The organism is Gemmatirosa kalamazoonensis (genome assembly GCF_000522985.1).
In the GTDB taxonomy this organism is placed as follows: domain Bacteria; phylum Gemmatimonadota; class Gemmatimonadetes; order Gemmatimonadales; family Gemmatimonadaceae; genus Gemmatirosa; species Gemmatirosa kalamazoonensis.
The window spans coordinates 3,989,815-4,002,924 of the sequence record NZ_CP007128.1; the positions used below are offsets into that span (position 1 = coordinate 3,989,815).

The window sequence follows — 13,110 nt, forward strand, 5'->3', positions numbered from 1 at the left end:
CGCCGCGGGCCCCGGGGCGGTCGATCAGAAGCTCGCGAGGCCGCGCTCGCGGGAATCCGCGATCTGGAACAGCGTGTCGAGCTTCGTGAGCTCGAACAGCGTCTTCAGGTCGTCGTTCAGGTTGGCCAGCCGCAGCTCGCCGCCCTGCTCGCGGATCTTCTTGGAGAGCGAGACGAGCACGCCGAGCCCCGAGCTGTCGATGTAGCCCGTGCGGCTGAAGTCGATCAGGAACTTGCGCTCGCCGCGCTCCAGCTCGTCGAGCACCTTCTGCTTCAGCTCCTGCCTGTTGCCGACGATGAGCTGTCCCTCCACGTCCACCACGAGAACGTCGCCTTGCCGATGCATCGAGAAGCTCATGGGTCGGTCTCCGAATCGATCGCGAGAAATACGGTCAGTTGGCCGCGGCCTGCAGTGCGGTGATCGCGGCGACGTTGATAATGTCCTCGGCGACGGCGCCGCGCGAGAGATCGCTGCACGGTCGTGCGAGGCCCTGAATGATGGGTCCCACCGCGGCCGCGCCGGCGATCCGCTGCACCAGCTTGTACCCGATGTTGCCGGCGTCGAGCGAGGGAAAGACCAGCACGTTCGCCTGCCCCGCCACCGGGCTTCCGGGCGCCTTCCGCTCGCCCACCGTGCGGACGAGCGCGGCATCGCCTTGCAATTCTCCGTCCACTGCGAGCGTCGGCTCCAGCTCGCGCACGCGGGCGAGCGCTGCGCGCACCAGATCGATGCTCGGCCCGCTCCCGCTGCCGCGCGTGCCGAACGAGAGCAACGCGACGCGCGGCTCGTCGCCGACGATGCGCCGCCGGTCGCGCGCCGCCGCCACCGCGATGTCGGCGAGCTGCTCGGCGCTCGGGTACGGCACGACGGCGCAGTCGGTGAACGTGAGGACTTCGGGGCCCTTGCCGCGGAAGTCGGCCACGACCATGTAGAACGCGCTCGACACCGTGCGCACGCCGGCGCCGGGGCCGACGAGCCAGAGCGCGGCGCGGAGCACGTCCGCCGTCGTGTGCGCGGCCCCGGCGACGCAGCCGTCGACGTCCCCGCGCGCGACGAGCGTGTCGGCGACGTAGAGCGCCCGGCCAGCGAGCGGCTCGGCGGCGTCGCGCGTGAGCCCCTTCGCGGCCCGACGCTCGAGCAGGCGCTCCACGACCGCGCCGCGGACCATGGGATCCCTGGCGTCGACGGTCTCGGCGCCGGCGCGCTCCAGCTCGCGGAGCACGTGCTCTGCCGGTCGCTCGTCGTCGGCGTGGCCGAGCACCAGCACCGGGCGCACGACCTCCTGCTCGAGCAGCGTGCGCACGGCATCGGTGGTGCGCGCGTCGCCCATCTCGGCGAACGCCACGCGCTTGCGCAGCAGGCGCGCGCGGACGCGCGCCGTCGAGAGAAAGTCGGAGCCGCCGCTCACCGCGCGAACCGCGCGCGCAGCGCCGCGGCGACCATCGGGCGGACGAGCGCGCTCACGTCGCCACCGTTGCGCGCGATCTCGCGCACGAACGTGGAGCTCACGTGCGCGACCTCGCCGCCCGGCACGAGGAACACCGTCTCCGCCTCGGGCACGAGCAGTCGATTGTGCCGCGCCATCACGGTCTCGTAGTCGAAGTCGACGACGCCGCGCACGCCGCGCACGAGAACGCTCGCGCCCACGTCGCGCGCGAGGTCGGCGAGCAGCCCGTCGAACGCGCGCACCTCGACGCGGTCGCTGCCGACGACGGCGCGCAGCATCTCGGCCCGCTCGTCGAGCGAGAACAGCGGCGACTTGCCGGAGTTCACCGCGACGGCGACGACGAGGCGATCGACGACACGCAGCGCGCGCGTGACGATGTCCTCATGACCGAGCGTCACGGGATCGAAGCTGCCGGCGTAGAGTCCGACGCGCATCAGTCGCGGCGGCGGTAGAACGTGATCGACGTGAGACCGTAACGGCGCCGCTCCCCTCCTTCCGGCAGACGCGTCGACGACGCGTGCTCGACACCGAGCACGTCGGCGAACGGCACCTCGAGCCAGCGCTCGGCGAGGCGCACCGCGGCGTCGAGCGCGTACGGCGGGTCGGCGAACGCGACGTCGTACGCGCGCGCCGGCAGGTCCGCGACGAACCGCAGCCCGTCCGCGCGATGCACGCGCGCCGCGGCGCCGGCGCCGAGCCCCTCGACGTTGCGGGTGATGAGGCGCAGCGACGTCGGGGCGGAGTCGACGAAGTCGACGCTCTCCGCGCCGCGCGACAGCGCCTCGAGCCCGAGCGCGCCGGAGCCGGCGAACAGGTCGAGCACGCGCGCGCCGGGCAGGTCGCGCGCGACGATGCTCATCCACGCCTCGCGGATCTTGTCGGTCGTCGGGCGCACCCGATCGTCGTCGGGCGTCTCGATCTGACGGCCGCGCCAGCGGCCCGCGACGATGCGCACGCCGTTAGGCCTTCGCCGCGGGCGCCACGTCGAGGAGCCGCGCCTGCAGGCGGCTCTCGCCGCGGTACTCGTCGCGCTCCAGGCGGTACGCGACGTCGACCCGCTCCACGCCCTCGAGCAGCGGAGCCCGCGACGCGAGCCCCCATCCGATCGCGTCGGCCGGGCCGGTCGTCGTGTCGAAGCGCAGGCGCAGCCCGTCCTCGCCGACGAAGCGCGGGCGTGCGGCGAGCTTCACACCGCGCGACGCGAGCACGGGCGCGGCGTTGCCGACGCCGAACGGCTCGAAGTGCCGCAGCAGCGACTCCAGCTCCGCGTTCGCCTCGTCGATCGGCAGCTCGAGATCGATGCGCAGCTCGGGAACGAGATCGTCGGGCGTGAGCCGCGCGCGCGCGCGACGTCGTTGAATCGCTCGGCGAACGCGGGCAGCTTCGCCGCGTCGAGCGTGACGCCGGCCGCGGCGCGGTGCCCGCCGAAGCGCTGGAACAGCCCCGCGGCGTCGCACTCGGAGAGCGCCGCGTGCAGGTCGAACGCGGGAATGGAGCGGCCGCTTCCCTTGCCCACGCCGCCCTCGACGGCGACGAGCACCGCGGGGCGCGCGGTGTCCTCGACGACGCGCGACGCGACGATGCCGATGACGCCGGGGTGCCATCCTTCGGCGTGGAGCACGATGCCGTACGTCGAATCGAGATCGAGCGCATCGATCTGTCGGCGCGCGTCGACGAGCGTCGCGCGGTCGATGTCCTGCCGACGGCGGTTCAGCTCCTCCAGCTCGCGGGCGATCGTGTTCGCCTCGTGCTCGTCGTCGGTGGTGAGCAGCTCCACCCCGCGCAGCGCGTGCGCGAGCCGCCCCACCGCGTTCAGCCGCGGCGCGAGGATGAAGCCGACCCGCCCCGCGGTGAGCGGTTTCGCGTCGAGCCCCGTGGCGCGCACGAGCGCGCGCAGGCCGGGCAGCGTGGACTCGGCGAGCATGCGCAGGCCGTAGCGCGCGAGCACGCGATTCTCGCCGCGCAGCGGCGCGATGTCCGCGATGGTCGCGAGCGCCACGAGATCGAGCAGCCGCAGCACGGCGTTCTCGTTGCCGCCGAGCACGCGCGTGACCGCGAGCGCGAGCTTGTACGCGACGCCGACCGCCGCGAGCCCGCGATCGGCGTCGGGGTACGTGCTGTCCGGCAGGTTCGGGTTCAGGACCGCGAGACACGACGGCAGCCCGTGACTCCGACCGGGCAGGTGGTGGTCGCTGATGATGACGTCGATGCCCGCCGCGCATAGATCCGAGACCGGGCGGAGCGCGCTCGTGCCGCAGTCGCACGTGACGACCACCGTCGCGCGCGCCTCGATCGCGGCGCGCACGCCGGCGTCGGTGAGGTCGTAGCCGTCGCTCACGCGGTGCGGGATGAACGGCACGACACGGGCACCGTGCGCGCGCAGCACGCGCGTGAGCAGCGCCGTGGAGCACATGCCGTCGACGTCGTAGTCGCCGTGCACGAGCACTGTCTCGCCGACGCGGCAGGCGCGCGCGAGGCGCTCGGCCGCGACCTCGACGCCGGCGAGACGGTCGGGCTGGTGGAGCTGCTCGAGCCGCGGGCGGAGGAAGCGGCGCGCGTCGTCGGGGAGCGCGTGGCCGCGCGCGGCGATGAGGCGCGCGATGGTGTGCGGCAGCCGCAGCTCGGCCTCGATGCGATCGACGATCGCGGCGTCGGGCGCCGTCGCGTAGACCCAGCGAGGCTGCGGCCGGATGCGCAGCCGAGGGGCGACGGTTGGCACGGCGAGGCTCGTCACGCTGCGCAATCTAGACCTCGCCAGAGGGGCGAACAAGCGCGCGCGAACGCGCACCCATCGCCCCGTACGCACGCACCGCCGCGCTCAGGACTCGGCGTAGAGCAGCACGCCGCACGACTCGCACACGTCCACGAGGTCGCCCGACGCGAGCGCCGCGCGACGCTGCGTCGGCACGGCCGTGTCGCAGTTGGAGCACGACGTGCCGCGCAGCGCGAACACCGACCGCTGGCGCCGTCGCGACCGCACGCGGTCGTAGCGCTGGAGCGTGCGTGGATCCACGTGGCGGGCCGCCTCCTGCCGCCGGCCGCGTGCCTCGCCGATCTCCGCCTCGAGCTTGCCGCGCGCCGCCTCGAGCTCCTGCCGCACCGCGGCCTGACGCTCGTCGAGCTCCGCGAGGTTGAGCTCCGCGGCGGTGTCGGAGTCGCGCAGCGTCGAGAGCCGGTGGTTCACCGCGGAGAGCTCGTTCTCGACGTCGGCGAGCGCGCGCCGCGAGATGTCGACCTGCGCGGACGCGGCGTTCGCCTCGCGGACCTTGTGCACGTGGTCCATCGCGGCGATCGCGCGCGCGTTCAGCCGCCGGAAGTCGTCGGCCCGCGACGACAGCTCGCGCTGTCGCTGCTCCTCGCGCTCGATCGCCGCGCGCGTGGTCGATCGCTGTCGCTCGGCCGCGACGCGCTCGGCGTCGAGCGCGGCGAAGCGCGGCTTCAGCGCGTCCATGCGCGTCTCGAGCTGCGAGAGCTCGTCGTCGCGGTCCTGCAGGGTGAGCAGCGCCTGGAGGTGCGGCTTCACACGTCTTGCTCCTGAACGGTTGAGGTTCGGATGTCGGTCAGCTCTGCATGAGCGCCGCGCGGTCCGCGTTGAGCTGCTGCTTTCGGGCCACCAGCGCGTCCTTCTCCGCGTCGGACAGCGGGTGCTCGGGATCCATCAGCATCGCGTTCACGCGGTCGCGCTCCTCGTCGATCGCGCGCAGCTGCAGCCGGCGGAGCCACGCGCGCACCTGCGTGCCCGGGTTCGGCAGCGGCTCGGCGACGAGCTGGTTCACGATGTCGATCTCGCTCGACGTGAGCCCGTCGGCGAGCGCCTCGAGCGACGCGTCCGCGGTCAGCAGCAGCCTCTCGAAGATCCGACGGTACACCGGATGGTGGAAGTGCTCCGGGCCCCATCGCTCGACGACGATCTCCACCTGGCCGTGGTCCTGAAGCATGGCCTGCACGAGCCCCTTCTCCGCCGCGGTCACGCGCGCCGACGGCGACACGCGCGCGACGGCGTGCGAGCTCGCCCAGTCGTCGGTGCGACGGAAGCCGCGGCGCCGCTCGCCGCCACGGTCGCGGCCGCGGAAGCGCTCACGGTCGAACGCCTCGGGCGGCCGGCGCGGCTCGACGAACACGACCCCGTCCGGCGGGCCGTCCTCGCGCATCGGCGCGCGGTCCACCCGCTCGTTGCGTGCCGCACCCGGCGCCGCGACGCTCGCCCCGCGGCCGCGGGCGCGCGGATCCGGCGCCGCGAGCTCGCGCACGAGCACGTCGCGGTCGACGCCGGAGACCTCGGCGAGGCGCGCGATGTAGATGTCGCGCGTGACGGCGTCGGCCGTCGCGCGGAGCGTCGGGAGCAGGCGGTCGATGGCGCGCCGCTTCTTGTGCAGCTCGTCGAACCACCCGCGCCGCTGCAGCTCGAGGATCTGTCGATCGAAGATGTCGATCGCGTGCGCCAGCTGCGCCTCGAGCCCCTTCGCGCCGTGCGCGCGCACGAACGTGTCCGGGTCCTCGCCCTCGGGCAGCGACGCGACGCGCGCCGAGACGCCCTGCTCGAGCAGCTGCAGCCCGGCGCGGAACGTCGCCTTCAGCCCGGCCTCGTCGCTGTCGTAGAGCAGGAACACGTTCTTCGTGAGCTTCGCGAGCAGCGCGGCCTGCTGCTCCGTGAGCGCGGTGCCTAACGGCGCGATGGTCTCCTCGACGCCGGCGAGAACGAGACGGATCGCGTCGAAGTATCCCTCGACGACGAGCGCGCGGTCGGCCTTGCGCACGGCGTGGCGCGCCGACGACATGCCGTACAGCAGCCGTCCCTTGATGAAGATCTCGGACTCCGCGGAGTTCAGGTACTTCGGCTCTCCGTCGCCGAGCACGCGGCCGCCGAAGCCGACGTGGCGCCCCGAGGCATCGTGGATGGGGATCATGAGCCGTCCCCAGAACCGCGAGCGCGGCTCGTCCTGCCCCTCGCGCTGCACGAGCAGCCCCGCGGCGAGCAGGCGCGCGTCGTCGTAGCCCATCGCGTTGAGGTGTGTCCGCAGGCGCGCGCCGTCGCGCGGCGCGTACCCGAGCTCGAAGCGGTCGGCCGCGGGCTTGTCGATGTCGCGCGACGCGAGATAGTCGCGCGCGGGCTTCGCCTCGTCCTCCGTCCACAGCACGTCGCGGAAGTACGACGCGGCGGCGGCGTTCGCCTCCCACAGCGGCTCGCGCGGATCGGCCGCCTGCTCGCCGCGGCGCTCCTCCTTCACCTCGATGCCCGAGCGCGCGGCGACGTACCGCACCGCTTCCGCGAAGTCGAGGCCGAGGCGCTCGCGCACGAAGCTGATCGCGTCGCCGCTCACGCCGCACTTGAAGCAGTGATACTGGCCGCGGCGCGGCGAGACGGAGAAGTTCGGGTTCTTGCCGCCGTGGAACGGGCACGGACCGCGGAAGTCCGCGCCGGCGCGACGCAGCTTCACGTGCTCGCCGATGATCTCGACGATGTCGGCGGACTCGCGAACGCGGTCGATCGTCTCGGCGGAGATCATTCGAGATCCACGACGCTGACGCCGGAGCCGCCCTCGTTCCACAGGCCGAGCCGGAAGCCCTTCACGCGCGTGTCCTTGCGCAGCAGCTCGGCGACCCGCTCGCGGAGCGCGCCCGTGCCCTTGCCGTGAATGATCCGCACCGACCGCAGATCCGCGCGCACGGCCTGGTCCAGCTCCGCGAGCAGATAGTCGTCCACCTCGTCGACGCGCATGCCGCGCAGATCGATCTCGGTGTTCGCGTGCACCTCGGGCGCGTCGCCCATCATCGGCACGACGATCTCCGGCTTCGCGCGCTGCTGCGACGTGCGCACGAGCGTGCGGAGCGGCACAGTGAGCTTCATGACACCGACGGCGACGACGCCCTCCTTGCCGCGCACCTCGAGCAGCGTGCCGACCTTGCCGCCGAGCGTGCCCACCTCCACCGCGTCGCCGACCTGCGGCGGCTCGTGCACCGCGCGGCGCGGCTTGTCGCCGTTGGCGCTGCGCGCGCGGCGCTCGACGTTCCGCTCCTCCCGGTCCAGCCGCTCGAGCTGCTCGTTCTGCCGCGCCGCGAGCTCCTCGATCTTGCGACGCGACTCGCGCGCCTTCTCCTCGACCACGTCTTCCGCCGTCGTGCGCAGCTCCTTCAACGTGCGGTCGATCTCCTTCCGCGCGTCGAGCAGGAACCGGCGCGCCTCCTGGCGCGCCTCCTTCTCCACCTGCCGCTCGCGGTCGCGCACCGCCTTCTCGCGCTCGGCGAGCCGCTGCGCGCGCGCGCGGCCGCTGTCCACGAGCTCCTCGGCGAGCCGCTCGCGATCGGCGAGCGCCTTCTCGCGCGCCTCGAGATCGGCGAGCAGCCGGTCGACGTCGCGCTCGCCCTGCGGTACGCGCTCGATGGCGCGCTCCACGATGTGCTCCGGCATCTTGAGACGCCGCGCGATGGCGATGCCGTACGAGCGTCCGGGCACACCCTTCAGCAGCCGGTACGTCGGCGCGAGCGCGGCGGAGTCGAACTGCAGCGACGCGTTCACGACGCCAGGCACCTCCGCGGCGAGCTCCTTCAGCGCGCCGAGGTGCGTCGTGGCGACGGTCGTGGTGCCGCGGCGCGTGAGCTCCTCGAGGACCGCGCCGCCTAACGCCGCGCCCTCGAGCGGATCGGTGCCCGACCCCAGCTCGTCGATCAGCACGAGCGACGCGTGCGTGGCCGACCCGACGATCTCGGTGAGGTTCTTCAGATGCGCGCTGAACGTCGAGAGGCTCGCCTGGATCGACTGCTCGTCGCCCACGTCGGCGAAGAAGTCGTCGAACACGGCGACGCGGCTCTCCTCGGCCACCGGCGCGGGGATGCCGCTCTGGGCGAGCAGCGAGATGAGCGCGAGCGCCTTCAGCAGCACCGTCTTGCCGCCGGTGTTCGGGCCGGAGACGAGCAGCGTGCGCTCGTCGGGCGCCATCGCGAGATCGAACGGCACGACGTCGACGCCCTGCGCGAGCAGCAGCGGGTGGCGCCCGTCGCGAATCGTGAAGCCGTCCTGCGCGTCGACGAGGTCGAACGGCGAGCACTCGTAGTCCTTCGCGAACCGCGCGCGCGCGTAGAGCGTGTCCAGCTCGACGAGCGCGTCGAGCGCGTCGAGCATCGGCTCGCGCAGCGGGCGGATCTCCTCGGTGAGCTCGCGCAGGATGCGGTCGATCTCGCGCAGCTCCTCGGCCTCCAGCTCGCGGATGCGGTTCCCGAACTCCACCGCCGCGGGCGGCTCGACGAACAGCGTGGCGCCGGTGCTCGACGTGTCGTGCACGATGCCGCCGACGGTGGTCCGCGCGTGCGCGCGCACGGGGATGACGTAGCGTCCGTTGCGCACGGTGACCGACATGTCATTCACCTGCTGGTGCGGCTCGAGTCGCGACATGAGCCGCTCGAGCAGCGCGACGAGCTCGCCCTGCGAGGAGCGCAGCTCGCGCCGGATCTGCCGCAGCCGCGGGCTCGCGTCGTCGCGCACGGCGCCGTCCTCCGCGATCGCGCGCTCGATCGCCTCCTCGCTGCGCTTCGCGCTCACGAGGCGCTGCAGCAGGTGCGAGAGCACCGCCGTGATCACCGCCGGCCGCTTCGGATCGGTCAGCGACTCGCGCGTGCGCCGCGACGACCGAAGCAGCACCGCGCCGCCGAGCAGCTCCGCGGCGCTCCACGACGTGCCGGCGACGCGGAGCTTCGCGAGCGCGTCGACCAGGTCGGGGGCGGGCTCGGGGCCCCAGCCCAGCTCCGACTCGACGAGCGCCCGCGTGGCGGCGACGCGCCGGTGCTCGGCCGCGAGCGCGGTGAGATCGGTCTGCGGCTGCAGCGCGCGGAGGCGGCGCGCGCCGAGTGACGAGGTGGCACGCTCGGCGACGACGGCGAGAACGCGGGGATACTCGAGGACGGACAGCGCGTGCGAGTTCATACGTCCTTCATTCTACCCGAAACTCATGGCGGCGGTGCCGGAACGAATGGTGTTCATGACGCGTGGGCTCCCGCCTCGTCCCCCTCACCCGGTGCTCTGGCGGGCCAGCTCCTCGCGCGCGATCGCGTTGATCGTCCCGCCTTCCGCGCGCCCCTTGAACTGCGGCATGACCTTCCCCATCACCGCGCCGATGTTCGTCGCGCCGCCCTGGATCGCGGCGCGCACGGCGGCGCGCAACTCCGCGTCGTCCACCTGCGCCGGCAGGTAGCGCTCGAGCATCGTCCCCTCGGCCCGCTCCTTCTCAGCGAGGTCCGCGCGGCCGGCCTTGTCGTACATCTCGACGGCCTCGCGGCGGCGCTTGATCGCCTTGCGCACGACGTCCACGACGTCGTCGTCCACGAGCTCGCGGCGCAGCTCGATCTCGCGGTTGCGCGCCTCGGCGATCGTCGTGCCGAGGACGAGGGTGAGCGACTTGTCCTGCGCCTTGCGGGCGGCGGTGAGGTCGCCCTGGAGTCGATCGAGGAGCGCGGCCATGGTCGTGAGAGTGGTGTCAGCCCGGCGGCCAGTGGAACTTGCGGCCGCCCATGACGTGCACGTGCAGGTGGAACACCGACTGTTGGGCGTCGGGCCCGGTGTTGACGACGGTGCGCCACCCCGAATCGGCGATGCCTTCCTGACGGGCGACGTCCGCGGCAAAGCGCATGACCTTCCCGAGCAGCGCCTCGTCGGTCGCCTCGTTCAGCGACGCGACGTGGGCGCGCGGGATCACCAGCAGGTGCGTCGGCGCCTTCGGGTCGATGTCGCGGAACGCGACGCAGTCGTCGCTCTCGGCGACGAGCTTGGCCGGGATCTCGCCGCGCACGATGCGGCAGAACAGACAGTCGGCGCTCATGCGGAGTGGCTCTCGGTGGTCGCGCGTCGGACGCTCCGGTCGGCCGACGCGCGCGCGAGCGCGACACCGACGATGGCGGCGGTCTCGAAGCGGAGGATGTTGCCCGGCAGGCGCGCACGATGGAAGCCCGCCGCCTCCAGCTCGTCGAGCTCGCGCGGCTCGATGCCGCCCTCGGGGCCCACCGCGACGCACACCGGCGCGCCCGGCGCGATCTCGTCCAGCGGCGCACCGTCGGGGTCGAGCACGAGCCGCGACGCCTCCGGAAGCGCGCGGATGGCGCGGTCGAGCGGCGCGTCGGGGTAGAGCTCCGGCAGCCACGCCCCCTCGCTCTGCACGAGCGCGGCGATCATGCGGGCGCGCACCTTCGCCTGGAACCCCGTCCCCTCCCCGCGCGGCCCCACGGAGCGCGAGCGCCGCCAGAGCACTGGACGCCAGCTCGCGACGCCGAGCTCCGCGGCCTTCTCGGCGAGCCAGAGCATGCGATCGCGGTCGGCGACGGGCGTGAGGAGGTGCACGGCGGGCGGCGGCGCGACGTGCGACACCTCGCCGAGCTCCACGACGGCGTGCGACTTCGCGAGCCGCACGAGGCGACCGCCGGCCGAGCCCCCGGCGCCGTCGCGCAGCGCGAGCGCGTCGCCGACGTCGAGCCGCCGGACGCGCATGTGATGCGCCGCGTCCTCGCCGAGCGTCACGAGCGCACCCGCGACGAGCGGATCGGGCGCGAAGAACGTGGCGACCGTGTGGGCGCCGGCGCGGCCCGCGGACGCGGCGTCGTCGCTCACGCGCGGCGCACCGTCGCCGACCACCACGCGTCCTCCACGTCCTCGTGCGACACCGCGAGGCCGTACCCGCGCACGGCGGCGATCATCTTCTCGCGCTCCTCGCGCAGGATGCCGGCGAGGATCGCGACGCCGTCCGCTGGCAGTGCGGCGCTCATCGCGGGCAGCAGCGACACGAGCACGCTCGAGATGATGTTCGCGAGGATCACGCGCACCGGCGCGACGAGCGGCAGCAGCAGATGCGCGTCGCCCTGCGTCACGCGCACGACGTCGGCGACGCCGTTGCGCCTAACGTTCTCCTCGGCGTTGCCGATCGCCTCGGGGTCGAACTCGATCGCGATGACGCGTGCCGCGCCGAGCTTCGCCGCGGCGATGGAGAGCACGGCGCTGCCGGCGCCGAGGTCCGCCACGAAGTCGCCCGCGCGAATCTCCGACTGCATGAGCCGCAGCACGCCGCGCGTCGTCGGATGATCGCCGGTGCCGAACGCCATGCCGGGGTCGATGACGATCGTGCGCGCGGGGTCGCGTCCATCGGCGAGCCACGTCGGCACGACGGCGAGCGCGCCCAGCTCGTGCGGCTTCAGCAGCGTCTTCCAGTTCTCGGTCCAGTCGACCGGCTCGGCCGCGGCGATGCTGACGTCCGCCGACGCATCGGCGGCGAGCACGGCGTCGCGCACGGCCGCAACGTCGCAGTCGGGCGGGAACTGCGTGACGAGCGTCTCGCCGTCCTCGTGCAGCGCCTGCGAGCCGGCCGCGAACAGCGCGGCGACGACGGCCTCACGGGCCTCGTCGCCGCCGCGCGGCCGCACGCGGACCGCGAACCACGGCGCGTCGCTCACGCGCCGAGCGCTTCCTTCATCTTGGACCAGAAGCCCTTGGAGCGGTTCTGCTGCTGCGGCAGCCCGCGCTGCAGCTCCGCGAGCTCGCGGATCAGCTCCTCCTCGCGCGGCGACAGCCGCTCGGGCGTCCACAGCTGGACGCGCACGTGCAGGTCGCCCACGCCGGTCGCGTTCACGCGCGGCAGCCCGCGTCCCTTGAGATGGAAGACCTGGCCGCTGTGCGTCCCCGCCGGCACGCGCAGCGACAGCTCGCCGGTGATGCCGGGCACGGTGACGTCGGCGCCGAGCACGAGCTGCGGGTACGAGACGAGCACCTCGCAGTACAGGTCCTCGCCGTCGCGCTCGAAGCGCGGGTCGTCGTCGACCTCGAACAGCACGAGCACGTCGCCGCGCGGGCCACCGCGCGACCCGACGTTCCCCTGGCCGCGGAGCGTCATGTACTGCCCGGTCGCGACGCCGGCGGGCACGGAGATCTTCACCGTGCGATCGGCGCGCACGCGCCCCTCGCCCCGGCACTTCTTGCACGGCGACGCGATGACCTGCCCCTCGCCGGCGCACGTCGGACAGGGCGCGACGCTGACGAACTGGCCGAAGAACGAGCGCTGCGCGCGACGCACCTCGCCGGTGCCCGCGCACGTGGTGCACGTCGTGGCCTTGGACCCCGGCTCCGCGCCCTGCCCCTCGCAGCGGTCGCACGGATCGAGGAGCTTCAGCGTGACGGTCTTCTCGACGCCGGTCGCGACCTCGGAGAGGGTCAGCGGCAGCGAGAACTTCACGTCCGAGCCGGTGCGCGGCCCGTTCGACTGGCGTCCGCCGGCCGCGGCGCCGAACAGGTCGCCGAGCCCGCCCATGCCGCCGAAGTCGCGCATGAAGATGTTCAGCGCCTCGGACAGGTCCACGTGGTGGAACCCGCCCGCGGGCCCGCCGCCGCCGCGCAGCCCGGCCTCGCCGTAACGGTCGTACGCGGCGCGCTTCTGCGGATCGCGCAGCACGTCGTACGCCTCGGTGATCAGCTTGAACTTCTCCTCGGCTTCCTTCGCGCCCCCATTGCGGTCGGGATGGTACTGCATCGCGAGCTTGCGATACGCCTTCTTGATGTCGTCGTCGCTCGCATCACGCGCAACGCCTAACGTGCTGTAAAAATCGGCCATGGTACCGAGGGAGGAGCGATCCTGAAGCGGCGGCGCTGGTGAGGCGGCGCTGGAGCGGCGGCTCTGATCCGGCGGCGCTGATAC

General features: G+C 73.2%; 14 protein-coding genes. All 14 read right to left on the reverse strand.

The features are described from left to right. Positions 1-24: 24 nt before the first annotated feature. On the reverse strand, positions 25-357 hold the full coding sequence (locus tag J421_RS17395; RefSeq protein WP_025412453.1) for an STAS domain-containing protein: 333 nt from the start codon (positions 355-357) through the stop codon (positions 25-27). Between the two features lie 34 nt (positions 358-391). After that, a complete protein-coding gene (locus J421_RS17400) occupies positions 392-1,408 on the reverse strand; it encodes a phosphate acyltransferase (RefSeq protein ID WP_025412454.1) in 1,017 nt (338 codons plus the stop codon). Then, the gene (coaD, locus tag J421_RS17405) at positions 1,405-1,881 is read right to left on the reverse strand and encodes a pantetheine-phosphate adenylyltransferase (RefSeq protein WP_025412455.1); all 477 of its coding nucleotides are present in this window, start codon (positions 1,879-1,881) and stop codon (positions 1,405-1,407) included. Before coaD ends, J421_RS17400 begins: the two co-directional genes overlap by 4 nt. After that, the gene (gene rsmD / locus J421_RS17410) at positions 1,881-2,402 is read right to left on the reverse strand and encodes a 16S rRNA (guanine(966)-N(2))-methyltransferase RsmD (RefSeq protein ID WP_025412456.1); all 522 of its coding nucleotides are present in this window, start codon (positions 2,400-2,402) and stop codon (positions 1,881-1,883) included. Before rsmD ends, coaD begins: the two co-directional genes overlap by 1 nt. Positions 2,403-2,406: 4 nt before the next feature. After that, positions 2,407-2,748 (reverse strand): hypothetical protein, encoded by a 342-nt coding sequence (locus J421_RS33460; protein WP_236646321.1) that lies wholly within the window; start codon positions 2,746-2,748, stop codon positions 2,407-2,409. Beyond that, positions 2,634-4,166, reverse strand: a complete 1,533-nt coding sequence (recJ, locus tag J421_RS17420) for a single-stranded-DNA-specific exonuclease RecJ (RefSeq protein WP_158508825.1) — start codon at positions 4,164-4,166, stop codon at positions 2,634-2,636. The genes J421_RS33460 and recJ overlap by 115 nt, the downstream gene beginning before the upstream one ends. 99 nt (positions 4,167-4,265) lie before the next feature. After that, positions 4,266-4,970 carry a zinc ribbon domain-containing protein gene (locus J421_RS17425; protein ID WP_025412457.1) on the reverse strand — a complete coding sequence of 235 codons (705 nt, stop codon included), beginning with the start codon at positions 4,968-4,970 and terminating at the stop codon, positions 4,266-4,268. A gap of 37 nt (positions 4,971-5,007) precedes the next feature. After that, on the reverse strand, positions 5,008-6,954 hold the full coding sequence (gene dnaG, locus J421_RS17430) for a DNA primase (RefSeq protein ID WP_025412458.1): 1,947 nt from the start codon (positions 6,952-6,954) through the stop codon (positions 5,008-5,010). Beyond that, entirely contained in the window at positions 6,951-9,365 is a 2,415-nt protein-coding gene (locus tag J421_RS17435; protein WP_025412459.1) for an endonuclease MutS2, read from the reverse strand. Before J421_RS17435 ends, dnaG begins: the two co-directional genes overlap by 4 nt. Positions 9,366-9,449: 84 nt before the next feature. Continuing rightward, complete coding sequence (locus J421_RS17440; RefSeq protein WP_025412460.1) at positions 9,450-9,899, reverse strand: GatB/YqeY domain-containing protein; 450 nt, start codon at positions 9,897-9,899, stop codon at positions 9,450-9,452. A gap of 16 nt (positions 9,900-9,915) precedes the next feature. Continuing rightward, on the reverse strand, positions 9,916-10,257 hold the full coding sequence (locus J421_RS17445; RefSeq protein WP_025412461.1) for a histidine triad nucleotide-binding protein: 342 nt from the start codon (positions 10,255-10,257) through the stop codon (positions 9,916-9,918). Beyond that, the gene (locus J421_RS17450; RefSeq protein WP_148306372.1) at positions 10,254-11,039 is read right to left on the reverse strand and encodes an RsmE family RNA methyltransferase; all 786 of its coding nucleotides are present in this window, start codon (positions 11,037-11,039) and stop codon (positions 10,254-10,256) included. The genes J421_RS17445 and J421_RS17450 overlap by 4 nt, the downstream gene beginning before the upstream one ends. Then, entirely contained in the window at positions 11,036-11,875 is an 840-nt protein-coding gene (locus J421_RS17455; RefSeq protein ID WP_025412463.1) for a 50S ribosomal protein L11 methyltransferase, read from the reverse strand. Before J421_RS17455 ends, J421_RS17450 begins: the two co-directional genes overlap by 4 nt. After that, positions 11,872-13,026, reverse strand: coding sequence for a molecular chaperone DnaJ (gene dnaJ / locus J421_RS17460; RefSeq protein ID WP_025412464.1), 1,155 nt, complete (start codon positions 13,024-13,026; stop codon positions 11,872-11,874). Before dnaJ ends, J421_RS17455 begins: the two co-directional genes overlap by 4 nt. Positions 13,027-13,110 lie beyond the last annotated feature (84 nt).